General features: G+C 74.0%; 23 protein-coding genes. 5 read left to right on the forward strand and 18 right to left on the reverse strand.

Annotated features, from left to right (window positions below):
- Positions 1-10 precede the first annotated feature (10 nt).
- The 6 genes from AB0637_RS18280 to AB0637_RS18305 all read right to left on the reverse strand — a co-directional run bounded on the left by AB0637_RS18280 (position 11) and on the right by AB0637_RS18305 (position 5,569).
- Positions 11-829 (reverse strand): ABC transporter permease, encoded by an 819-nt coding sequence (locus tag AB0637_RS18280; protein WP_366174041.1) that lies wholly within the window; start codon positions 827-829, stop codon positions 11-13.
- The gene (locus AB0637_RS18285; protein ID WP_366174043.1) at positions 829-1,734 is read right to left on the reverse strand and encodes an ABC transporter ATP-binding protein; all 906 of its coding nucleotides are present in this window, start codon (positions 1,732-1,734) and stop codon (positions 829-831) included. The genes AB0637_RS18280 and AB0637_RS18285 overlap by 1 nt, the downstream gene beginning before the upstream one ends.
- Positions 1,735-1,808: 74 nt before the next feature.
- Positions 1,809-2,135: a hypothetical protein gene (locus AB0637_RS18290; RefSeq protein ID WP_366174044.1), complete on the reverse strand. Its 327-nt coding sequence runs from the start codon at positions 2,133-2,135 to the stop codon at positions 1,809-1,811.
- Positions 2,136-2,145: 10 nt separating this feature from the next.
- The gene (locus AB0637_RS18295; RefSeq protein ID WP_366174045.1) at positions 2,146-2,997 is read right to left on the reverse strand and encodes a MaoC/PaaZ C-terminal domain-containing protein; all 852 of its coding nucleotides are present in this window, start codon (positions 2,995-2,997) and stop codon (positions 2,146-2,148) included.
- Positions 2,997-4,328 carry a 3-oxoacyl-ACP reductase gene (locus tag AB0637_RS18300; RefSeq protein WP_366174047.1) on the reverse strand — a complete coding sequence of 444 codons (1,332 nt, stop codon included), beginning with the start codon at positions 4,326-4,328 and terminating at the stop codon, positions 2,997-2,999. The genes AB0637_RS18295 and AB0637_RS18300 overlap by 1 nt, the downstream gene beginning before the upstream one ends.
- Positions 4,328-5,569, reverse strand: a complete 1,242-nt coding sequence (locus AB0637_RS18305; protein WP_366174048.1) for an acetyl-CoA C-acetyltransferase — start codon at positions 5,567-5,569, stop codon at positions 4,328-4,330. Before AB0637_RS18305 ends, AB0637_RS18300 begins: the two co-directional genes overlap by 1 nt.
- A gap of 93 nt (positions 5,570-5,662) precedes the next feature.
- Between AB0637_RS18305 and AB0637_RS18310 the strand changes: the two genes are divergently transcribed.
- From AB0637_RS18310 to AB0637_RS18320, 3 genes are all read left to right on the forward strand, one after another.
- The gene (locus AB0637_RS18310; RefSeq protein WP_366174050.1) at positions 5,663-6,331 is read left to right on the forward strand and encodes a TetR/AcrR family transcriptional regulator; all 669 of its coding nucleotides are present in this window, start codon (positions 5,663-5,665) and stop codon (positions 6,329-6,331) included.
- Positions 6,328-8,319, forward strand: coding sequence for an acyl-CoA dehydrogenase family protein (locus tag AB0637_RS18315; protein WP_366174052.1), 1,992 nt, complete (start codon positions 6,328-6,330; stop codon positions 8,317-8,319). The genes AB0637_RS18310 and AB0637_RS18315 overlap by 4 nt, the downstream gene beginning before the upstream one ends.
- 137 nt (positions 8,320-8,456) lie before the next feature.
- Positions 8,457-9,506: a lipoate--protein ligase family protein gene (locus tag AB0637_RS18320; protein WP_366174054.1), complete on the forward strand. Its 1,050-nt coding sequence runs from the start codon at positions 8,457-8,459 to the stop codon at positions 9,504-9,506.
- A gap of 6 nt (positions 9,507-9,512) precedes the next feature.
- Here the strand turns inward: AB0637_RS18320 and AB0637_RS18325 are convergent, their stop codons facing one another.
- The 9 genes from AB0637_RS18325 to AB0637_RS18365 all read right to left on the reverse strand — a co-directional run bounded on the left by AB0637_RS18325 (position 9,513) and on the right by AB0637_RS18365 (position 18,642).
- Entirely contained in the window at positions 9,513-10,145 is a 633-nt protein-coding gene (locus AB0637_RS18325) for a CoA transferase subunit B (RefSeq protein WP_366174056.1), read from the reverse strand.
- Positions 10,142-10,867, reverse strand: coding sequence for a CoA transferase subunit A (locus AB0637_RS18330; RefSeq protein WP_366174058.1), 726 nt, complete (start codon positions 10,865-10,867; stop codon positions 10,142-10,144). Before AB0637_RS18330 ends, AB0637_RS18325 begins: the two co-directional genes overlap by 4 nt.
- On the reverse strand, positions 10,864-11,808 hold the full coding sequence (locus tag AB0637_RS18335; protein WP_366174080.1) for a fumarylacetoacetate hydrolase family protein: 945 nt from the start codon (positions 11,806-11,808) through the stop codon (positions 10,864-10,866). The genes AB0637_RS18330 and AB0637_RS18335 overlap by 4 nt, the downstream gene beginning before the upstream one ends.
- Positions 11,809-11,876: 68 nt before the next feature.
- Positions 11,877-13,019, reverse strand: coding sequence for an FAD-dependent oxidoreductase (locus tag AB0637_RS18340; RefSeq protein ID WP_366174060.1), 1,143 nt, complete (start codon positions 13,017-13,019; stop codon positions 11,877-11,879).
- 29 nt (positions 13,020-13,048) lie between these two features.
- Positions 13,049-14,041, reverse strand: a complete 993-nt coding sequence (locus tag AB0637_RS18345) for a cyclase family protein (RefSeq protein ID WP_366174062.1) — start codon at positions 14,039-14,041, stop codon at positions 13,049-13,051.
- Positions 14,038-15,204: an alpha/beta fold hydrolase gene (locus AB0637_RS18350; RefSeq protein ID WP_366174064.1), complete on the reverse strand. Its 1,167-nt coding sequence runs from the start codon at positions 15,202-15,204 to the stop codon at positions 14,038-14,040. Before AB0637_RS18350 ends, AB0637_RS18345 begins: the two co-directional genes overlap by 4 nt.
- A 9-nt stretch (positions 15,205-15,213) precedes the next feature.
- Positions 15,214-16,239, reverse strand: coding sequence for a VOC family protein (locus tag AB0637_RS18355; protein ID WP_366174066.1), 1,026 nt, complete (start codon positions 16,237-16,239; stop codon positions 15,214-15,216).
- A 152-nt stretch (positions 16,240-16,391) separates the two neighbouring features.
- Positions 16,392-17,612 (reverse strand): MFS transporter, encoded by a 1,221-nt coding sequence (locus AB0637_RS18360; protein WP_366174067.1) that lies wholly within the window; start codon positions 17,610-17,612, stop codon positions 16,392-16,394.
- Between the two features lie 97 nt (positions 17,613-17,709).
- Entirely contained in the window at positions 17,710-18,642 is a 933-nt protein-coding gene (locus AB0637_RS18365; protein WP_366174068.1) for a LysR family transcriptional regulator, read from the reverse strand.
- Between the two features lie 88 nt (positions 18,643-18,730).
- Between AB0637_RS18365 and AB0637_RS18370 the strand changes: the two genes are divergently transcribed.
- Positions 18,731-18,949: a hypothetical protein gene (locus AB0637_RS18370; RefSeq protein ID WP_366174070.1), complete on the forward strand. Its 219-nt coding sequence runs from the start codon at positions 18,731-18,733 to the stop codon at positions 18,947-18,949.
- On the opposite strand, the gene AB0637_RS18375 is transcribed toward AB0637_RS18370, so the two are convergent.
- The 3 genes from AB0637_RS18375 to AB0637_RS18385 are packed head-to-tail and all read right to left on the reverse strand — an operon-like array spanning position 18,909 to position 21,580.
- The gene (locus tag AB0637_RS18375; RefSeq protein WP_366174071.1) at positions 18,909-19,853 is read right to left on the reverse strand and encodes a hypothetical protein; all 945 of its coding nucleotides are present in this window, start codon (positions 19,851-19,853) and stop codon (positions 18,909-18,911) included. The two genes, AB0637_RS18370 and AB0637_RS18375, sit on opposite strands and share 41 nt — an antisense overlap.
- Positions 19,850-20,506 carry a MerR family transcriptional regulator gene (locus tag AB0637_RS18380; RefSeq protein WP_366174073.1) on the reverse strand — a complete coding sequence of 219 codons (657 nt, stop codon included), beginning with the start codon at positions 20,504-20,506 and terminating at the stop codon, positions 19,850-19,852. Before AB0637_RS18380 ends, AB0637_RS18375 begins: the two co-directional genes overlap by 4 nt.
- 39 nt (positions 20,507-20,545) lie before the next feature.
- Positions 20,546-21,580 (reverse strand): LacI family DNA-binding transcriptional regulator, encoded by a 1,035-nt coding sequence (locus tag AB0637_RS18385; RefSeq protein ID WP_366174074.1) that lies wholly within the window; start codon positions 21,578-21,580, stop codon positions 20,546-20,548.
- 122 nt (positions 21,581-21,702) lie between these two features.
- On the opposite strand from AB0637_RS18385, the gene AB0637_RS18390 reads away from it, so the two are divergent.
- Entirely contained in the window at positions 21,703-22,890 is a 1,188-nt protein-coding gene (locus AB0637_RS18390; protein WP_366174075.1) for a phytanoyl-CoA dioxygenase family protein, read from the forward strand.
- Positions 22,891-22,982 lie beyond the last annotated feature (92 nt).

The following is a 22,982-nucleotide window of genomic DNA, read 5'->3' on the forward strand; positions in this document are numbered from 1 at the left end:
CCAGAGCCCATCACACCCGGGGCGACCAGCGGAACCGGGCGCGGACCACGAGGAGGACCACGACCGCCCAGGCCGTCGCGGTCGCCGCGGCCCGCCAGACGTCCGCCCCCGAGGGGTCACCGGTCCAGCCGGCGTTGACGAGGCTGATGACCGGGCTCAGCGGGGTGTACTCGGCCACCCGCGCCAGCGCGTCCGGGAGCAGGTCCAGCGGGACGGCCGCGCCGGCCCCCACGACGGCGACGGCGATGACGGGCAGGCTCGTGACCTGCACCGACTCCAGCGTCCTCGACGCGATCGCGGTCACGAGCGCCAGTCCGGTGAACACGACGCAGCCGAGGAGGACGCCCGCGAGGGTGAGCAGCGGGTCCTGCGGCAGCGGCAGGTCGATGACGGCGGCCCCCGCCACGGCCAGGACCAGGGTCTGGACGAGCGTGATGGCGACCGCGGGGACGGCGAGGGCCGTGAGGATCTCGGCGTCGGCGGCCTCCCCGGTGCGCAGCCGCTGCAGCACCCCCTCCTCGCGGCGGGCGACGGCCGTCGACAGGACCGTGTAGTAGACGACGAACAGCAGCAGCATCCCGACGAGGGAGGCGGTCGCGAGCGCCGCGGTGTCCCCGCCGTCGCCGACGCCTTCCAGGGTGCTGAACAACCCGATGACGCTCACGGGCATGACGAGCGCGATGGACAGCAGGGTCTTGTTGCGGCGCAGCAGGAGCAGTTCGGCACGGGCCAGGGACCAGGTACGGCGCAGGGTTCCGGCGAACCGACCTCCCGCGGCTGCGGTCGTGGTGCTGACGACGGGGTCCGACGTGCGGGTGGTGGTGGACATCAGGCGGCCTCCTCCGTGGCGGCGAGTGCGAGGAACGCGGTCTCCAGCGAGGCCGGGACGGCCTGCAGACCGGGCAGCGTCAGGTCCTGTCCGTCGGCCCAGGCCAGGACGCGGGACAGGCTGCGCTGCAGGTGGTCGGTGCGGACGACGACGTGCCGTCCGTCGACGGTGACGGTGTCACCGGGATCGAGGTGGGCGGCGTCGGGGCGCCCCGCGGCGGCGTCCCAGCGGACCTCCGAGCGGTACCCCGCGACGACGTCGGCGATGGTGCCCTCGGCGGCGACGAGACCGCGGTGCAGGACGGCGAGGCGGTCGGAGAGCTCCTGCGCCTCCTCGAGGTGGTGGGTCGTGAGCAGGACCGCGGTCCCCTCGGCGACGAGGTGGCGCACGAGCCCCCAGACGGCGCGGCGGGACTGGGCGTCCAGACCCGTGGTGGGTTCGTCGAGGACGAGGAGTTCCGGCCGGCCCAGCAGGGCGACGGCGAGGTCGACGCGGCGGCGTTCCCCGCCCGAGAGGGACTTCACGGTCGCGTCGAGCTTGTGCTGCAACCCGACCACCTCGACGACCTCGGCGGTGGGGCGGCTGCGGCTGAGCGTCCCGCTCCACATCTGCAGGCTCTCGGCGACCGTCAGGTCCCCCGGGAGGTTCCCCGACTGCAGGACCACACCCGTCCGCGGCCGGACGAGGCGGCGCTCGCGCACCGGGTCGTGGCCCAGGACCCTGACCGTCCCCGCGCTGGGACGGGCGAGGCCGGTGACGACGTCGACCGTGGAGGTCTTGCCGGCGCCGTTGGTGCCGAGGAGTCCGAACACCTCCCCCCGGGCGACCGTGAAGCTGATGCCGCGCACCGCCCGGGTGCCCCCCGAGTAGGTGCGCTGCAGGTCCTTGACCTCGACTGCGTCCATGTCCTCCAGGCTGCCGCCGGTCCGGGGTCCGGTCCCGTGCCCACCGTCACGAGTTCAGTGGCCCCCTGCACGGGTCACCCGTGAGGAACCTCACGGTCCGACCGTCGGGGCTGCAGGGGCTGGTGGTTCAGGGGACCGTTGCGCGCCAGGACCTCGACGGTCTCCCCCGCGGCCGCGGTGAACTCCAGCCGACCCGTGCCCAGCGTCGAGGCGGACCCCCGGTAGCGGACGAAGGTCTCCAGGACGTGGGGTCCGGCCTCGACCGGCAGGTCGACGACGCGCTTCCACACCAGGGGGTGTTCCCGGCCGTCGAGGCGCGCGAACGGGCGGGCCAGCGGGTGCAGGACCCACGCGTTCACCCAGTGCGCCCGGGCGAGGAGCCGCAGGCGCGCGGTGGCCACCGTCACGTCCTCAGGCCGGGCGCAGCCGCGTCGCCAGGTGGACCTTCTCCCCGTCGCGGCTGCGGACGGCGCTGCTCCACCCGTCGGCCTCGCGGCGCACGACGTGCCGGACGGTCGAGGGCAGGAGCAGCGGCGATCCGAAGTCCACCTCGTACCGGGCCGCACCCACGGCGGGTCCGCCGAGGTCGGCCAGGGCGCGGGACGCGGTCCACATCCCGTGCGCGATGGCGCGACGGAACCCGAACGCCCGCGCGGTGAGCGGGGAGACGTGGACCGGGTTCACGTCACCGCTGACGGCGCCGTACCGCCGACCGAGGTCGGCGGGGACGCGCCACACGCTCCCCTCCCCCTCCGGGGCGTCGAGCCGGGCCTCGTCGCGCGGGATCCCCGGCCAGTCCACACCCCGTGCGAGGTAACGACTCCGCCCGGTCCAGACGGGGGTCCGCCCACCGGCGACGGTGAGCTCGGTGCGCAGTTCGACGGTGGCCCCGCGGCGGTGCGGCAGCATCCCGACCGCGCGGACGGACAGGTCGAAGCGCTCCCCGAGCTCCAGGGCCCGGGTCTGCTCGAACTCCTGCTGGACGTGCAGGACGCCGACGACGGAGAACGGGAACGGCTCGCGCACCATGAGGTCGACCTGCAGCCCGAACGCGACCACCTGGGGGTAGGGCAACGGCACCTGGTCGCGCACCGGGAACCCGGTGAGCCGGGAGAACTCCGTCAGCCGGTCGGCGTCGAACCGCTGGTCCCGCAGCACGACCCGCGTGCGGGGGAAGTCCAGCCGCCGGGCGGGCCGCCGCAGGACCGACCGGGCGTAGAGCGCCGGGAAGGACGGCGGCGCGGTGAGTTCTCGGGTGTCCATCACGCTCCCAGGAGGTTCTGCCCGCACACGCGGAGCACCTGGCCGTCGACGCCCGCCGCGTCGGGCTGGGCCAGCCACGCGATGGTCTCCGCGACGTCGACGGGCAGTCCGCCCTGCTGCAGGCTCGACGTGCGGCGCCCCAGTTCGCGCGGGACGGGCGGCATCGCGGCGGTCATCGGCGTCTCGATGAAACCGGGGGCGACGGCGTTGACGGCGAAACCCCGCGCGGACAGCGAGCCGGCGAGGGCCTCGACCAGCCCGACGAGACCCGCCTTGCTCGTCGCGTAGTTCGTCTGCCCCTTGGCCCCGGCGATGCCGTTCATCGACGACAGGCACACGAACCGTGCCCCGGCCGCGAGGGCCCCCGGGTGGTCGAGGAGGGCGGTCGTGAGGCGGACCGGGGCGCCGAGGTTCACGGCGAGGACGGAACGCCACGCGGCCTCGTCGAGGTTGACGAACGAGCGGTCGCGGGTGATGCCGGCGTTGTGCACGACGACGTCGGCGCCCTCGAACCGGTCGGCGAGGTGCTCGGCGAGGGTGCGCGGGGCGTCGTCGGCCGTGACGTCGAGGTGGAGCGTTGACCCGCCGACGCGGTTGGCGACGGCCGCCAGCTTCTCCCCCGACGCGGCGATGTCGACGCACACGACGTGGTGGCCGGACCGGGCCAGCACCTCGGCCGTCGCGGCCCCGATGCCCTGCGCCGCACCGGTCACGACCGCGACGCGGTGCTCGCGGACGGCTTGCGGTTCCCCCGGCCCGACGACGAGCGGCTGCCCGTCGACGTACGCGGAGCGGGCCGAGCAGAAGAACTGCACCGCGCTGCGCAGCGAGGTCGTGGCCCCGTCGGCGACGCGCAGCAGGTTCACGGTCGTGCCGCCGCGGGCCTCCTTGCCGAGGCTGCGGACGAAACCCTCCAGCCCCTGCTGGACGGCGCGGGACTCGGGACCGTCCACGGCGGCCGGGACCGCGGAGAGCACGAGGAGGCGGCCGCGGGTGCGCTTGAAGTCCGGCGCCGTGGCGAGGAGTTCGCCGAGCTGGTCCACGGTCCGCAGCCCCGAGGCGTCGACGACGAGAGCGCCGAGGGTTGCCGCGCCGACGTCGGTCCCCGCGGCGAGGTCCGCCCCGGCGGTCCGCAGCGCGTCCCGGACGGCGTCGACGTGCGCCGCGCCGGTCAGTCCGGTGACGAGGGCCGGACCGGTGAGCAGGTCCTGGCCCTCCTCGTAGCGGCGCAGCCGCGGGGGGCGCGGCAGGCCGGTGCGGGCGGCGAGGAACTTCCCCGGTCCGGTGCGGACGAGGGCGCCGTACGGGTCCCCCGCCAACGGGCCGGCCATCAGGCCTCCACCAGCGCGACGATGCCCTGACCGCCTGCAGCGCAGACGGAGATGAGCGCCCTGCCGCCCCCGCGTTCGTGCAGCAGCTTCGCGGTCGTCGCCAGCAGGCGTCCGCCCGTCGCGGCGAAGGGGTGGCCGGTGGCCAGCGACGAGCCGGCGACGTTCAGCTTCTCGCGCGCGACGGTGCCCAGGCCCTTGCGCTCCCAGGCCGCGAGGGTGGCCAGCACGGTGGAGGCGAACGCCTCGTGCACCTCGACGAGGTCGAGCTCCTCCAGGCTGAGGCCGTGGCGTGCGAGCAGCCGCGGGGCCGCCTCCACGGGGGCGGTGAGCAGCCCCTCGCCGTGGACGTGGTCGACGGCCGCGGTCTCGGCGTCGACGAGGTGGGCCAGGACGGGCAGCCGGCGCTGCGCGGCCCACTCGTCGGAGGCGAGGAGGACGGCGGCCGCACCGTCGGTGAGCGGCGTCGAGTTCCCCGCGGTCATCGTCGCCTCGCCGTCGAGGTCACGTCCGAACACGGGTTTCAAGGCCGCGAGCTTCTCCAGCGTGGTGTCCGGCCGGAGCAGGTCGTCGCGCTGCACCCCGAGGTACGGGGTCAGGAGGTCGTCGAAGAACCCGCGGTCGTAGGCCGCGGCGAGGTTGCGGTGGCTGGCGAGGGCCAGTTCGTCCTGGGCCCCCCGGCTGACGCCGAACTCCAGCGCCGTCCGGGCCGCGTGCTCGCCCATCGACAGGCCCGTGCGCGCCTCGGCGTTGCGCGGGGGGTCCGGGCGCAGCTGCCCGGGTCGCAGCTTGGACACCGCGGCGAGCCGCTGCCCGACGGTGCGGGCGCGGGACAGCTCCAGCAGCACGCGGCGCAGGCCGTCGTCGACGGCGATGGGGGCGTCGCTGGCGGAGTCGGTGCCCCCGGCGATGCCCACCTCGATCTGCCCGAGGGCGATCTTGTTGGCGACGAGGACCGCCGTCTCCAGACCCGTCGCGCAGGCCTGCTGGACGTCGAACGCCGGGGTGGCCGGGTCCAAGGCCGTGGACAGCACGGCCTCGCGGGTGAGGTTCAGGTCCCGGCTGTGCTTGAGGACGGCGCCGGCGACGACCTCCCCGAGGCGCTCGCCCGCCAGGCCGTAGCGGGCGACGAGCCCGTCCAGGGCCGCCACGAGCAGGTCCTGGGCCGAGACGTGGGCGTAGCGCCGTCCGGCCCGGACGAACGGTGTCCGGTTGCCTCCGACGATCGCGGCTCTGCGTGTCACGTGGTCCCCCGTGCGGTCCGAGTGGGCGAAGTTCTCCGAAGTTAACAGGTACTCGGGGTACCCGATACCCGTCGTCCGGGGTACCTTCGAGACGTGGAGGTCATCGAGGACGGCACCGCCGTCGCAGCCGTCGCGACCGGGGACGGACGCCGGACCCGTTGGGCCGAGCACCGCCGTCGTCGCCGCGAGGAACTCGTGACCGCCGCCCTGCGCGCCATCACGGCCAAGGGGGCCGGGGTCGGCATGGACGAGGTCGCGGCCGCCGCCGGGACCAGCAAGACCGTCCTGTACCGCCACTTCGCGGACAAGGAGGACCTCTACCTCGCCGTCGCCGAACGGGTGAACGCCCGGATCCTGCGCGAACTCGCCCAGGCGGTCGACAGCGCGAGCGATCCCCGCTCCGGTCTCGTGGCGATCATCGGCGCCTACGTGCGCCTGGTCGAGGCCGACCCGGAGGTCTACCGGTTCGTGGTCTCGCACCCCTTCCTGGAACGCCCCCTGACCACCGACCCGGTGCAGCGGATCTCCGGCACGATCGCCGCCGAGACCGCCCGCACCATCACCGCGCACCTGCGGGTCGGCGGCGCCCGCGGAGCCTCCGCGGACGTCCTCGCGCACGGGATCATCGCGATGATCCGCACCGCGGCCGACCGGTGGATCTCGACCCCCGACCGCGTGTCCGCCGACACGCTCGTCTCCGATCTCACGCAACTCGCCTGGGGCGGCCTGCAGGCCGTCCTCACCCCGGAGGAGGTTCAGTGACCACCGTCGAACTGCCCGCAGCAAACCCCGTCGAGGCCCCGACGGAGGACACGACCACCAGCACCACCGCTCCGGACACCGGCGCGCCGGTGGACACCGACGCCCTGCGCCGCCTCCTCGACGGCCGCTTCGCCGACGTGAAGGAGCAGTTCCGCGCACAGGCGCCGGACCACCTGTTCACCCCGGCGTACGACCTCGGCACCCGCGAGCACCGCGACGTCACGCGGGCGCGGCTGCGCACGCTGGCCGAGCTGGGTGGCCACGAGCTCGGGTTCTCCTCGCGCTGGGGCGGCGGCGACAGCCCCGGTGGGCAGGTCGCGCAGTTCGAGATGCTCGGGTTCGGCGACGGTTCCCTCATGATCAAGTCCGGCGTCCAGTGGGGGTTGTTCGGCGGTGCCGTGCAGGCCCTGGGCACCGACCGCCACCACGCCGAACTCCTCGGCCCGCTGCTGCGGCTGGAACTCGTCGGCTGCTTCGGGATGACCGAGTCGGGCCACGGGTCGGACGTGTCCTCGATCGGCACCACCGCGACGTACGACCCGCAGACGCAGGAGTTCGTCGTGCACACGCCGGACGAGGCCTCCCGCAAGGACTACATCGGCGGGGCGGCCGAGGACGCCGAGGTCGCCGTCGTGTTCGCGCAGCTCGTGACCGGCGGCGAGGGCCGCGGCGTCCACGCCTTCGTCGTGCCGCTGCGCCGCGACGGCCGGGACCTGCCGGGGGTCTGGCGCGGCGACGACGGCCGCAAGATGGGGCTGAACGGCGTCGACAACGGCCGGCTCGCGTTCGACCACGTCCGCATCCCCCGCGAGGCGCTGCTCAACCGGTACGCCGACGTGGCGCAGGACGGGACGTACACCTCCCCCATCGCCAGCGCCAACGCGCGGTTCTTCACGATGCTCGGGGCCCTGGTGAAGGGCCGCGTCAGCGTCTCCGGTGGCGCGCAGTCCCAGACGAAGGTCGCCCTGGAGATCGCGCTGCGCTACGGCGCCGAGCGCAAGCAGTTCAAGCGTCCCGGCGGGTCCGAGGAGGTCACCGTCCTGGACTACCTCGCCCACCAGCGCCGACTGCTCATCCCCCTCGCCACGACGTACGCGCTCTCGTTCGCCCAGGACGAGCTCATGGGCGAGATGGACGACCTGCTGCGCGTGCAGCTCGCCGGCGGCGAGGCCGACTCCGGGCGCCAGCGCGCCTTCGAGGCGCACGCGGCGGCCATGAAAGTGGCCTCGACCTGGCACGCGACGCGGACGATCCAGACGTGCCGCGAGGCCTGCGGGGGCAACGGCTACCTCGCCGACTCCCGGCTGCCGCTGCTGAAGGCGGACACCGACGTGTTCACCACCTTCGAGGGCGACAACACCGTCCTGCTGCAGCTCGTCGCGAAGGGTCTGCTGACGAGCTACGCCCAGCAGTTCTCCGACCTCGACACCCTGGGCATGGCGCGGTTCGCGACGCGGGACTTCATCTCCACCTACGCCGGTCGCAGCCCCGCCGCCTCGCTCGTGGCCGACGTCGTGGAGGCCGGACGCATCCCCGACGACCTGCACGACCGGTCGTGGCAGATCCGCATGCTGTCCGAGCGGGAACGGCACGTCGTGGAGTCGCTGGCCAAGCGCATGCGCAAGGCGCGCAGCAAGCCCGAGGCCGAGCGGTTCACCGCCATCGACGACCTGCAGGACCACCTCCTGCTGGCGGGCCGGGCGCACACCGACCGCATCGTCGCCGAGGCGTTCGCGGCCGCGATCGCGCGCTGCGAGGACCCGGCCGTCGCGGCCCTGCTCGCCGACGTCTGCGACCTGCACGTGCTGGCGCTGCTGGAGGCCGAGAAGGGCTGGTACCTGGAGCACCGCCGCATGACGACGCTGCGCGCCAAGGCCATCACGAGCGCCGTCAACGCGCTGTGCCGCTCGCTGCGGCCGCGCACCGAGGAACTGCTCGCCGGGTTCGGCACGCCGCGGCACTGGCTGGGCTCGCGCCTCGTCGGCTGAGCCGACGTCCGGACGGGATGTCTGCACCGGGACCCCCGGAACGCCCCTGGAGCGGCGTGTCGGTGCCCACCCTGCAGACATCCCGTCCGCTCCATCCCGTCTGCAGAGGGTGGCAGCGGGGGACGTAGCCTGCCGGGATGCACGGTGAGTACAAGGTTCCGGGCGGCAAGCTCGTCGTCGTCGACCTCGACGTCCGGGACGGCCGGCTCGCCGACGTCCGGCTGAGCGGGGACTTCTTCCTCGAACCCGACGACGCCCTCGAGGCCATCGACGCGGCCCTGACGGGGCTGACGGCGGACACCGACGCCGCGGACGTCGCCGGTCGCGTCCGGTCCGCGCTCCCCCGCGACGCGGTGCTCCTCGGGTTCACCCCCGAGGCCGTCGCGACGACCGTCCGACGGGCGGTCGGCGGCGCCACCGGCTGGCTCGACCACGACTGGCAGTTCGTCCACACCGGCCCGCAGTCCCCCCTGACGCACATGGCCCTCGACGAGGTCCTGACCCGCGAGGTGGCCGCCGGCCGGCGCGGGCCGACGCTGCGGGTGTGGGAGTGGGCGAGCCCGGCCGTCGTCCTCGGCAGCTTCCAGTCCGTCGTCAACGAGGTGGACCGCGAGGCGGCCGACCGGTTCGGTGTCGAGGTCGTCCGCCGCGTCTCCGGTGGCGGCGCGATGTTCGTCGAACCCGGCAACACGATCACCTACTCGCTCTACGCACCGGGGTCGCTGGTCGAGGGTCTGAGCTTCACCGAGTCCTACGCGTTCCTCGACGACTGGGTGCTCGTCGCCCTCGGCGACCTCGGGGTGAAGGCCTGGTACCAGCCCATCAACGACATCACGACCGACCAGGGCAAGATCGCCGGCGCCGCGCAGAAGCGGCTCGGTGACGGGACCGTCCTGCACCACGTGACAATGTCCTACGACATCGACGCCGCGAAGATGGTGCAGGTGCTGCGGATCGGCCGGGAGAAGCTGTCGGGCAAGGGGTTGGCCTCCGCGGCCAAGCGCGTCGACCCCCTGCGCCGGCAGACGGGGCTGCCGCGCGAGGAGGTCATCGACTCGATGGTCGCGACGTTCCGCCGCCAGTACGGGCTCACCGACGCCCCGCTGACGGACGCCGAGACCGCCGCGGCGGACGAGCTCGTGCGGACGAAGTTCGCGACTCCGGAGTGGATCGGCCGCATCCCCTGAGGGTCCTCACGCGACGGTGAAGGCCGCTCCGGTCAGCGCCCGCAGCGACTCCACGTCCTCCCCGGCGGCCAGGTCGACGAGCACCAACCCGTCGGGGGTCACGTCGAACACCGCCCGGTCGGTGATGACCCGGTCGACGACCCCCTTCCCCGTGAGCGGCAGGTCGCACTCCGGCACGAGCTTCGGCGAGCCGTCGCGCGCGACGTGCTCCATGACGACGACGACCCGCGGGGTCCCGGCGACGAGGTCCATCGCGCCGCCCATGCCCTTGACCATCTTCCCGGGCACCTGCCAGTTCGCGAGGTCGCCGTGCGCGGACACCTGCAACGCCCCGAGGACGGCGACGGCGACGTGACCACCGCGGATCATCCCGAAGGACGTCGCGGAGTCGAAGACGCTGCCACCCGGCAGGACCGTGACCGTCTGCTTGCCCGCGTTGACGAGGTCCGCGTCCTCCTCGCCCTCGTAGGGGTAGGGGCCCATGCCCAGCAGGCCGTTCTCGCTCTGCAGCACCACGTGCACCCCGGGCGGCAGGTGGTTCGCCACGAGGGTCGGGATGCCGATGCCGAGGTTCACGTGGTCGCCGTCGCGCAGTTCCGCGGCGGCGCGGGCGGCCATCTCGTCGCGCGACCAGGTCACGCGCCCACCCCCTCGCGCGGAGCCACGCGGGGCCGCACGGTGCGTTGCTCGACGGGGCGGGGTCGCTCGGTCCGCACCACCGACGTCACGAAGACCCCCGGGGTGTGGACGTCGTCGGGGTGCAGGAACTCGCCCTCGTCCAGGACCCGCTCGGCCTCGACGACCGTGACGGGTGCCGCGGTGGCGACGAGCGGGTTGAAGTTCCGGGCCGTCAGCCGGTACCGCAGGTTCCCGGCGCGGTCGGCGGTCGCGGCGTGGACGAGCGCGAGGTCGGCGACGATCCCGCGCTCCTGCAGGTAGGTCCGGCCGTCGAACTCCGCGGTCGGCTTGCCGTCGGCGACGGGCGTCCCGACCCCGGTGGGGGTGTAGAACGCGGGGATGCCGGCCCCGCCGGCGCGCAGGCGTTCGGCGAGCGTTCCCTGCGGCACGAACTCGACCTCGAGGTCCCCGTCGAGGTAGCGCCGGGCGAAGAGCTTGTTCTCCCCGACGTAGGACGCGAGGACCTTGGCCACCTGGTCGTTCTCCAGCAGGACGCCGAGCCCCTGGCCGTCCACGCCCATGTTGTTCGACACGATCGTCAGGTCGCGGACCCCGGCCTCGCGCACGGCGTCGACGAGGGCGAACGGGACGCCGCACAACCCGAACCCGCCGACCGCGATCGTCATGCCGTCGCGCAGGACGCCGGCCAGCGCCTGCGCGGGACTCTCCAGCACCGTGCTCACGAGGACTCCCCTGCACCCTGCGGCCGGTCGCGGCGCCGCGACCGGGGGCGGGCGCGGGGCACGACCGGCAGCTGCGCCGGGTCGGTCCCGGCGACCACCCGGTTCTCCACGCTACCGATCCCCTCGACGTCCAGCCGGACGACGTCTCCGGGCCGCAGGGGCGGCGGGTCCTGCCGGCCGCGACGGCCCCACAGCTCGGCGAGGCAGCCGCCGTTCCCGCACGTCCCCGACCCCAGGACGTCCCCGGGGCGCACCCACGTCCCGCGCGAGGCGTAGGCGATCATCTCCTCGAACGTCCAGCCCGCGTTCGACAGCAGGTCGTGCCCGACGCGGTCGCCGTTGACGGACGCCGCCAGCCGCAGGGCGAGGAAACCCTCCTCGTCACGGAACTGCGCCAGCTCGTCGGGCGTGACGATCCACGGCCCGAGCGTCGTCGCGGAGTCCTTGCCCTTGGACGGGCCGAGGTTGACCTTCATCTCGCGCCGCTGCAGGTCCCGCGCCGACCAGTCGTTGAGGACGGTGTAGCCGAACACGTGCCGCCCCGCGTGGGCCGGATCGACGTCGTGGCCCGCGGCACCGACGACGACGGCCACCTCGAGCTCGAAGTCGAACGCGGAACTGCCGGCGGGCACGGGCACGTCGTCGTGGGCACCGACGAGACCGTGCGGGTTGGTGAAGTAGAACGTCGGCGCCTCGTACCACTCCGGCGCCACCCCACCCCCCGTCGCTCCGTCGACGCTGCGGACGACCCCTTCGACGTGCTCCTCGAACGTCACGAAGTCGCGGACCGACGGCGGCTGCACCGGAGGCAGCAGCCGGACGGCGGACACCGGCACGGGGTCGCTGGACCGCAACGCCCAGTCCGTGGCCTCCCGCGCGGCACCGTCCTCCGCGGCGGCGAGGTCGAGGACGGTCGTCGTGCCGCGCAACGCGTGCAGCACCTCGGCCCCGGGGTCCCCGGTGACGGCCGCCGTCACCTCACGGCCGTCCAGCAGGGCTCGCGCGAACCTCACGCCGGCACCTCCACGAGGGCGGAGATCCGGCGCAGCAGACCCGGGACGTCGGCCTGCTCGCGCGGGGTGCGGTCGAGCATCCAGCGCCCGATCTGCACCGACGCCTCGACGACCTGCCGCGCCCGGTCGCGCCGCCGGTCGGCGTAGCGGACGAGGACGTCCTCGTCCCACGCCGGGGCCTGCAGCAGCACCTCGGCCAGGACGGCGGAGTCCTCGAGGGCCTGCGCAGCCCCCTGGGCGATGGTGGGCGGGCAGGAGTGCGCCGCGTCACCGACGAGCACGACCCGGCCCCGGTGCCACGGACCCTCGACGAGGTGCGTCTCGAACCGCGTGTAGTTCACCGGCGTGTGGTCGGTCAGGCTGTCCCGCAGCGCGTCCCACGGGCCGTGGTAGGCCGTGGCCAGCCCGCGCACGACGTCGACCTGCTCGGCCGGGGTGAGCCCGGACCGGTCCTGCACGTCCTCCACGAGGTAGGCGTAGACCGAGTCCGGCCCGGTCGGGCAGTACCCCGCGATGTGGCAGGGCCCGCCGTACGTGAGGTCGGTGCGGACGACGTCCGCGGGCCGCGGCAGGCTCACCCGCCAGATGCCCATGCCCGTCCCCTCGGGTTCGGCGTCGATCCCGACGGCGCGGCGCGTCCACGAACGGATGCCGTCGGCCCCGACGACGAGGTCGTAGCGCCGGGCCGAGGCGTCGGAGAACGTGACGTCGACACCGTCGGCGTCCTGGTCCAGTCCCGTCGCCGCGACGCCCAGGCGGAGCTTGGCCCCGGCCTCGGCCGCGAGGTCCAGCAGGATCCCCGCCAGGACCGGCCGGGACATCCCCAGGGTGGCCGGCAGGTCCGGACCCCCCGTGCGGACGTCGGGCACCTCGGCGAGCAGGGTCCCGGCCGCGTCGGGTGCGCGCAGCCCCAGGGAGTCGAAGGCGAAACCGCGGGCGGACACCTGCGGCCACGCCCCCAGGTCGCGCAGGACGCGCAGGGCGTTGCCCTGCAGGGTGATCCCCGACCCGGTGTCGGTCGTGCCGGGGCGGGCCTCGACGACCTCCACCTCGACGCCGGACCGGGCCAGCAGGACGGCCGCCGCGCAGCCGGCGACGCCGGCCCCCACGACGAGGACGGAACGAACGGCGGGCGCCATCGCCACACCTCCAGGGTTCGAGGGACGGACTACTTCAGGGCGAGGGGGTTCAGGGGGGCGCCGACCGCCCCGGTGACGGGCAGCGGGGCCGCGACGAGGAGGAACTCGTGGACACCGTCGGCGGCGCAGTCGGCGGCGAGCTCCTCCAGCGCCCACATCTCGCCGACGAACAACCCCATGTTGGGGATGACGACCTGGTGCAGCGGCTGGAACGCCACGTCGAACTCGTTCGGGCGGACCTCGAAACCCCACGTGTCCGTCGCGACGGCGGCGACGTCGTGCGCGTGCAACCAGTCGGCCGTGGTGAACGACATGCCCGGCGCGGGTCCGCCGGCGTACTCGCCCCAGCCCTCCCGCAGCACCCGGCCGTACTGGCCGGTGCGGACGAGCAGCAGGTCGCCCGGTCCCACCTCGACCCCCTGCGCCGCGCAGGTGGCGTCGAGGTGCTCGGGCAGGATCGCGAAACCGTCGGGCAGTTCCCCGCCGGTGCCCGCCGGGTCGGCCCCGAACAGCCGTCCCACGTCGAGCAGCACCCCGCGGCCGGCGAAGTCCGCCGCCACGGTCTCGATGCCCGTCACACCGTCGCCGAGGGAGGTGACGACCTCCCCGGCCCGGCGACCGTTCCAGGCCCGGCCGTGGTCGAAGATGTGCCCGAGGCCGTCCCACTGCGTGGAGCACTGCAGCGGCATGGCGACGACGTCGTCCGCGCCGCCGATGCCGTGCGGGAACCCCTGGACCCCCGCCTCGGCGTCGGTCCCGGTGTCCAGCATGGTGTGGACGGGGTTGGTGCGGCGGCGCCAGCCCTTCTGCGGTCCGTCCATCGAGAACTGCTGGGCCAGCGAGAACACCCGGCCGCGGCGGACGAGGGCGGCCGCGGCGCGCCGGTGCTCGTCCGTGACGAGGTTGAGCGTCCCCTTGACGTCGTCCGCACCCCAGCGGCCCCAGTTCGAGACGCGCGCGACGGCCGCCGCCACGGCGCCCTCGGGGTCGGTGCGGTCCAGCGTGACCGGTTCGGCCGTCACGAGACCCGCCCGTCGAGGTGCCCGCCGAAGCGTTCGGCGACCCAGTCGGCGATGACGTCGGTGGCGACCGAGCCGTTGTCGACGCTCGAGTGCGCCGTGCCACCGGTGCGGTCGGTGAAGACGACGAGTTCGCGGTCCGGGGAGTTCACGAGCTGCTCGTACGTGCGGTGCGCGTACTGCAAGGGGATCTGCCGGTCGTCCTCGCCGTGGGTGACGAGGAACGGCACCCGGATCTCCTCCACTACCCCGTCGAGGTGCATCCGCTCGGCCACCTCGAAGAAGTCGTCGAGGTCCTTCGTCCCGAAGACCCACTGCACGTGGTCCCAGTAGTGGGGCACCGGACGCTCGCCCTCGCGGTCGCGCCGCGCCTTCTGCACGGCGCGCCAGTCGTGGTTCGCACCCCACGCCACCCCGAGGGCGAAACGGGGTTCGAAGGCCACGGCCCGCGGTGCGTAGTACCCGCCGAGGGAGACGCCGAGCAGGCCGATCCGGTCGGCGTCGACGTCGTCGCGGGCGGCGAGGAACTCGTACACGGGTGTGGCCCAGCTCTCGGACTCCGGGACGGCGTGCAGGTCGTGCAGCCGCAACGCCTCCCCCGTGCCCGGCTGGTCCAGGCACAGCGAGGAGACCCCGCGGGCGGCGAGCTTGGCGCCCGGCCCGGTGCGGAACAGCATCTCCTTGGTCGAGTCCAAACCGTTGACCATGACGAGCAGGGGGTGGGGCCCCTCCCCGGGCGCCCGGGTGAGGATCCCCGACAGGACGGCCCCCTCGTAGGGGATCTCGACGCGCTCGGCGTTCTCCCCCGCCAGCTCCACCCCGCGGTCGAACGTGCGGCGGAACTTGGCGTAGAGCGCGACGCGCGGTGCGTACCCGGCGGCCTGCATGCGCTCACCGGTGAGGAAGTACGTCGCGGCGCGGCCCAGCTTCTCGCCCGCCGACAGCAGGCGACCGGCCGCCTCGTCCTCGGCGGCCAGCTCGACGAGGGTGTCGCCCTGCGCCTCCCAGCCGGCCATGAACTCGGCCGTTCCGGTGTCCTCACCGCGGGCGGCGGCCTCCAGCAGCGGGCGGCAGACGTGGTCGACCTCGCCGATGCGCGCCCCCATCTCCATCGCCAGGTTCACCGACAGGTTCCACACGTAGTTCCCGGGGAAGTACTGGAACACGACGCCCCCTCAGCCCTGGCCCTGGACGGCGTACGGGTTGAGCAGCGCGTCCTCGGTGCCGGGCAGGACGCCCTCCTCCGTGGCGGTGGGGTGGCCCGGGTCCGGCGGGAAAGACTCCGTCATGGACATCGGCATGGCGCCGTTGCGGTAGATGCTGTTCGAGCCCAGCGACGGCTTCCAGGCGTTCGGCTCCCAGTCCGGCACGTAGTTGCGGTACCCACCGGTGTTGAGCTCGACGCGCATGCCGCCGGGTTCGCGGAAGTACAGGAACGTCTGCTCACCCACGCCGTGGATGGAGGGGCCGTACTCGATGTCGACACCGTTCTCCATGAGGACGTCCGCGGCGACGAGGAGTTCCTGGTGGCTGTCGGTCCAGAACGCGATGTGGTTCACGCGGCCGCCGAGCTGGGAGGAGTCGAGCACGCAACCGAGGTCGTGGGACTTCTCGTTCGTCGTGAGGACGCCGAAGACCGTGACGGGGGCGTGGTCGAGTTCGGTGAAGGCCATGGTGCGGAACCCGAGGACCTCGGAGTACCAGGCCGCGAAACCCTTGACGTCGGTGGCCGCGACAGTGACGTGGTCGAGGAACCGGGGGGCGGCCGCGTGCGAGGAGCGCTTCTCGGGACGGTCCGGGAAGATCGAGCGGAGCTCGGCGGGTGCCGAGTGCTTCGGCACGTCCCAGTAGACCTCCATGGTGTGCCCGTAGGGGCCGGTGAACCGGAACGAGCGGCCGTGGCCCTGGCGCTTGTCCGACCAGGTGCCCTCGACGCCCTTGGCGGCCACGCGACGCGCGACCTCCTCGACGGCGCCCTCGCTCGTGGTGCGCCAGGCCATCGTCAGCAGGGCCGGCTGCTCGCCCGGCGTCACCACCAGGGAGTAGGGGTAGTAGTCGCCCCAGCAGCGCAGGTAGACGCTGCCCTCGTCGTCGCGGTGGACCTCGCGCAGGCCGAAACCCTTCTCGAAGAAGGCGACCGACGCGTCCACGTCGGGCGAGGAGATCTCCAGGTGGGCGAGGTGTGCCAGCAGGTTCGTCATCGAACGGTCCTCTCGGTCGGTCTGCTCGGGTCGTCGGGTGGGGGGTGGCGGCGCGGGAACCGGGGGCCGTCCCGGAGGCGCTGCGTCGCGGCCTGCCAGAACTCTGCGCCCACCCGCCGCATCAGGGAAGAGCGACTTGGCGATACCCGCCATCACCCTCGTCGATGACCGGCGCGGAGCAGCACCCCCGCCAGGACGAGCGAGAGGGCGGCGACGACGGCCAGGGCCGCCGGCAGTCCCCCGAGGGCGCCCGTGAGGGCCAGCACGAGCAACGGGCACACGAACTCACCGGCGAACAGCGCCGACGTCCACCACCCGGTGACCCGGCCGCGCTGGTCGGTCGTGGTCCCGCCGAGGGCCCACGTCAGCAGGGCCGGCAGCAGCAACCCCGTGCCCGCCGAGGCCACCGCGGCTCCGGCGAGCAGCACGGGCACGGAACCCGCCAGCGCCACCACGACGAGGCCGACCCCGGCGAGGCCGAAGGCCACCGGCAGCAGGGACCCCGCGCCGCGGCGCGCCAGCCGGGCGAAGGACGCGGCCCCGAGGCAGGTGGCGACCGCCGCGGCGGCGCTCACGCCACCGATGGTCGCGGTCGACTCGACGCCCAGGCGGTCGAGGGCGAACGACAGCTCGACGATCGGCGTGTAGAACACCACACCGCCGACGAGGGTCACCAGCAGCGGTGTGCGCAGGGCGCGCCGGTCCAGGGGCGGCAGCGGACCGGACTGCGCGGCAACGGGTTCGCGGAGCAGGACCGGGACGAGGACGGCGCCGACGACACCGACGGCGTAGAGCCAGAACGGCGTGCGCCAGTGGTTCGCCGCGAGGGCACCGCCGGCGGCGATGAACACCACGGCCGACAGGCTCGTCGCGATCGTCTGCAGGCCGAAGTACCGGTGGCGCCGCTCCCCCTCGAACAGGTCACCGAGGAGCGTCGTGCAGCACGTCATGATCCCGGCCTCGGCGATGCCGACGAGCGCGCGGCTCGCGACGATCGCGGGCAGCGAGTCCAGCCACAGCGGTGCCGTGCCGACGAGCGCGTACAGGACGAGGGACCCCGTCAGCACGCGCACGCGGCCGATCCGGTCGACGACCCGACCGGCGGCGGGGGCGAGGAGGGCGATGGCCAGGGCCGGGACGGTCAGCGTGAGCGGCACGAGGGCGTCCACGCCCGGCTGCCCTGCGAACGCACGGGCGATGCTGGGCTGGACGGGAGCGATGAGGACCGCCCCGAGCACCGACAGCGTGCTGAGCGCGACGAGGAGCGTGGCCTGCGGGACACCGGCCCGCAGCGGGCCGGCCGGGGTGGTCGCCGGTGGCGCCGACGGCTGCGCGTCCGGCTGCGGGACGGGGTGGGAGAGGGATGCGGACACGGGACCTCCTCGGGACACCTGCTCCGTCGCAGGCGGGTACCGAGAGTTTCGGGGAGGGTCGGCACCCCAGCACAGCGCCAATCGCTGAGCCCCCCCATCAGCGGGGTGGATGACCCCCGATGTCCGGGAGCGCCGCGGCGGCCCGCCGCACGACGCCGCGCAACCACGCGTGCTCGGGGTCGCCGGTGTAGACGGGGTGCCACCACATCGCCTCGAGCAGCAGGCCCACGTCCACGGGGGGAGGCAGCACGCGGACCCCGGAGTCCGGGGGGAGCCGGTCCACCAACCGCTGCTGCAGCATCCCGATGCGTGCGCTCCCGGCGACGAGCGCGGGGACGGCGAGGAAGTGCTCGGTGACGACCTGCACGTGGGGTTCGACCCCCAGCATCCTCATCTGCAACGCGGCCGGCGTCGAGGCCACGGGCCCGTGGTACGTCACGACCCACGGCATGGTCCGCAGCTGGTCGACCGTCAGCTCGTCCCCGACGTCGTCGTTCCCGGTGGCCACCAGGCACACCCAGCGGTCGCGGTGCAGGTCCTCGTGCGGCAGGTCCGCGAGGAACCCGTGCGGCAGCAGGAGCAGGTCGGCGTCGACGAGGACCCGTTCGGCGTCCTCGACGACCGAGGGGGTGTTGACGCTGAACCGCAGCCGCATGCGGGGCGCCTCGGCCGCCAGCAGCGCCAGGAGGGGGGCACCCAGGACGGTCTCGGCGTAGTCGCTGCTGACGATGCGCAGGTCGCGTTCGGAGACGGCCGGGTCGAAGTCCGGTTCGGCGCGGAACACCCGGTCCACGCCGGACAGCGCGACGCGCACCTGTTCGCGCAGGCGGACGGCCAGCGGGGTCAGTTCGTGCTCGTTGCCGACGCGCGCGAGCAGCGGGTCGTCGAAGTGCCGGCGCAGCCGGGCCAGCGAGGCCGACAGCGCGGGCTGGCTGAGCCCCAACCGCAGCGCGGCGCGCGTGACGCTGCGCTCCTGCAGCAACGCGTCCAGCGGCACGAGCAGGTTGAGGTCGAGGGAGCGGAGGTTCACCGCCGCGAGCGTAGGACCTCCACCACTCCTCCGGCCCCTCTTCTCCCGTCCCGTGGACAGGGACGGGGCCGGGGAGCAGACTCGGGAGATGGAGAAGGCCGTCGAGCGCGGGATCCGCACGGGCGTCGTCCGCGACGCCGACCGGGCCGGTCGCGCGCTGCGCGTGACGACCCACCCCGAGGCGGGGCGGGTCGTCCTGTCGACCTGGCAGGACGCGACCTGCGTCTCGACCGTCCGGCTGGACCGGGCCGACGTCGTCGAACTCCTCACCGCCCTCGGCGCAGCACTCCTGCCGCCAGAACGCTGAGCCCGACCAGACCCGCCAGGCCCACCACCGCGAGCGCCGTGGACGGGTGCAGCAGCGGCTGTCCGGCGAGCGCCTGCCCCGTGAGCCACCCGACGAGCCCGGCGTAGCCGACCGCGCCCAGGAGGACGAGGCGGAACCGGACGGTGCCGTCGCGCAGGGCCGGCGAGCGGCGGGCGAGGCGTTCCAGCAGCAGCACCCCGAGCGGGAGCACCTGCAGCGCGTGCAGTCCGACGAAGTGCGGGATGCGCAGGTCCCCGCCCTGCGTGCTCCAGCCGAGGAACGGCAGCCCGGGACCTCCGTCCGGGACCCCGACGGCGTGGGCGCCGGCGACGCCCTGGAAGTCCTGCACCTGCGCGGACGTGGGGATCGTCATGAGGAACGCCAGCGCCATGCCGACCAGCCCCAGGACGACTCCTGCGCGGACGGCGAGCGTGCGGGCCCGGTCGGGCAGCGGGGCGCGGAACACCAGGACGCCGATGACGGCTGTGACGACCCACACGACGGCGATGGACGTGCCCATGGTCGCCCACAGCGCACTGTGCAGCGGGGTGGAGACGTTGAAGTGGCTGGTCGTCCCCGCGGCGGCGGCCCCCCCGATGACGGCGATCTCGACGAGGAGGCCGACCGCGGCGACGGTGGCCAGCACCGAGGCCAGCCGGGGGCGGGGCAGTCCGGGCAGGCCCACGAGCCAGGCCAGCGTGAGGGCGTAGAGACCGATGGAGACGGCGAACTTCAGGGGTTTGAACCAGGCGTCCTGGCCGAGGACGGGCCGGGCGTCGACACCGGCCAGGACGGCGGTGACGACCGTCAGGACGGCCATCGCCGCGGCGAGGACGAGGAGCGGGCGGTGCCAGCGGGAGGGTGCGGGCACGGCGTGCAGGACGGGCGGCAGCAGGGTGGTCACGGGGTGTCCCCTCGGGGGTCTGGGCCGTAGCGGCGGAAGGCGTGGTCCTGCTGCGCGATGCGCCGCAGGCCGGCGAAGAGCTGGTCCCCCAGGACGGTGCCGACGACGACCGTCTGGGCGGCGGCCTCGCGGTCGCCGCCGCGGCGGGCGTCCTCGATCGACCCCGCCACCGCGTCGAGGTCGGCGGTCGCGACGAGGTCGGCCGCCCGGGCGTAGACGGGCAGGAGGTCGGCGAGGTCACCGCGCTCGACGGAGTCCCAGCCGTCGAGCACCCCGGCCACGACGCGCACCCCGGGGTTGCCCTCGTGGACGGCCCAGCCGTGCTCGGCCGCGAAGGCGAGGACGCGGTCGCGCGACTCCTTGCTGGGCGGCGTGACCGGTTGCGGCAGCGCCTGTTGCGTGACGCCGAGGACCTCGACGAGCGGCAGGTCGGGGGCGTCGACGGCGGCCAGGACGCGGCCGACGGCCGCGACCGGGAGACCCCCGACGTCGATGAGCGAGCGGATGAGGCGCAACCGGGTCAGGTGCTCCTGGGAGTAGTCGGTCTGGTTGTAGCCCGTGCGCTCGCCCGCGGGCAGGAGACCCTCCCGCGTGTAGAACTTGATCGACGCCTGGCTGACGCCGCTGGCCGTGCTGAGCTCGGAGATGCGCACATCGACAGAATCGCTATCGATAGCGGAACTGTCAACCCGTCAGGCATCCCCGCCGAAGGCTGCGGGCTCGTTGTACGGGGTGATGACCTGGATCTGCGACGGGACCGAGCTCGGCCGACCGGGCAGCGCCCCCTGCACCTGCATCACCGCCCGGCACACGCGCCGGACGTCCGCGCGCAGGTCGTGGTGCAGCACGGCCGTCAGCCGGCGCTCGCGCAGGAGAGCGACGTTGTCCGCGTCGAGGTCGTGGGCGACGAAACCCCGGACCCGCCGGCCCGCGGCGTCGAAGGCGGCCAGCACCGCCCGGTTGCCGCCACCGGCGGAGTAGACGAGGTCGACGGCGGGCGCGCCGGCCAGGGCGCCCGCGACGGTCTCGCGCGTCGAGGCGTCGAGGCCGTCGCCCCCCTCGACGACGTGCACCGGCAGGTGCGGGGCGAGGTCGCGCAGCGCCGCGCGGAACCCCTGTTCGCGGTCCCCCTCCCCCCGGAACGTGCTGCGGCTCAACGAGACGAGGACGCCCCCGGCGTCCGGGGCCACGGCCGTCAGCAGGTAGGCGGCGGTCGCCCCGGCGGCGCGGTCGTCCATCCCCACGTAGGCGACGCGACGACTCGTCGGGACGTCGGTCACGAACGTGACGACGGGCACGCCCCGTTCCTCCAGCCGCCCCACGGCGGCGACGACGGCCGGGTCGTCCGGTGCCTTGAGCAGCACCCCGCTCGACCCCCGGCGGCCGATGCGGTCGAGGTCGGCGACGAGGTCGGCCACCGTGCCGTCCTCGCGCAGGTGGAACCGCGCCCGCACGACCGCGGGACGCAGCGTCGGCAGTTCGGCCTCGAGCGCTGCCCGCACGGCGCGGCTGAACCGGTCGGGGGCGAGGACGACGACGTCGAGGAAGAACGTCGCACCCCCGAGCCGGACCTGCGAGGCCTGACGCTCCAGGTCCGCGATCGCGCGGTGCACCTCGACCACCGTCGCCGCCCGGACTCCCGGCCGGCCGTGCAGCACGCGGTCGACGGTCGCGAGGCTGAGACCGGCCTGCTGCGCGATCTCGCGCAGGCGGTACGGGTGGGCCACGACGCCCCTCTCGCTGGGTCCCCGGTGAGGTGTTCTTGAGGTGTTCACGATGCCACCCGGCCCGGCTCGCGGGCTACGTTGACAGGGCAGGACCACCCCACGAGCTCGACGAGGAGACCGCCGTGAGCACGCCCACCACCCCCCGCACGACCCCCCTGCGGTTCCGCGAGACCGACTGCGACGTGGCCGAGTTCGCCCGCCTCGTCGACCGCACCACGGACCTCGCCGACTACCCGCACGCCGCCGACGTGCGCCGGGAGGTGCTCGTCTACGACGCCGACGCGCTGCGCCGGACGACCGCGGACCCGGCGGGCCGCGAGGAGGTCGAGGCCGAACTCGTCCAAGCCCTCACCGACGGACCGGGCGTCGTGGTGTTCGAGGGGGCCTACCCCGACGTCAGCGTCGTCGACCGGGTGAGCGCCGTCTTCGACGCGGTCATCGCCGACGAGAAGGCGGCCGGGACCTCCAAGGGGGACCACTTCGCCGCCGCCGGCGCGAACGACCGCGTCTGGAACGCCCTCGAGAAGCTCGCCGTCCGCGACCCCGAGGCCTTCGTCGACTACTACGCCAACGACGTCCTCGCCCTCGTCTCGACGGCCTGGCTCGGTCCGGGCTACCAGGTGACCTCGCAGGTGAACCTCGTGCGCCCCGGCGGCAAGGCGCAGGACCCGCACCGCGACTACCACCTGGGGTTCCTGTCGAACCCGGTAGCGGCGCGCTACCCCGCGCACGTGCACCTGCTGTCCCCCGTCCTGACGCTGCAGGGGGCCGTGGCGCACAGCGACATGCCCGTGGAGAGCGGCCCCACGATGTACCTGCCCTACTCGCACCGGTACCCGCAGGGCTACCTCGCCTGGCGCCGTCCGGAGTTCCGCGAGCACTTCGCCGCCCACCACGTGCAGCTGCCGCTGCGCACGGGTGACGCCGCGTTCTTCAACCCCGCCCTGTTCCACGGCGCCGGGACGAACGTGTCGACCGACGTGCAGCGCTCGGCGAACCTGCTGCAGGTGTCCTCGGCGTTCGGGCGGGCCATGGAGAGCGTCGACCGGGTGCGCATCGCCCGCGCCGTCTACCCCGCCCTGTTGGCCCGCAAGGCGTCCGGGGCCTCGCCGGAGTTCCTGGCCAACGCCGTCGCGGCGGCGTCGGAGGGCTACCCGTTCCCGACGAACCTCGACCTGGACCCGAACGTCGGCGGGTTGACGCCGCTGTCGCAGACGGAACTGCTGACGGAAGCGTTGGAGCAGGACCTGTCCGCCGAAGACGTCGCCGCCCAGCTCGACGCCTACACCGCGCGCCGCCGCACCCACTGAGCTCTTCTCTGTAGCGGCTTGACGGTAACTGTGCGTCATGTGGTGCGGTCGTGCTCGAGGTGCAGCACGACCAGGACCGCGGCGGTGATGGC

It is taken from the genome of Kineococcus sp. NPDC059986, from assembly GCF_040702905.1.
Classification (GTDB): domain Bacteria; phylum Actinomycetota; class Actinomycetes; order Actinomycetales; family Kineococcaceae; genus Kineococcus.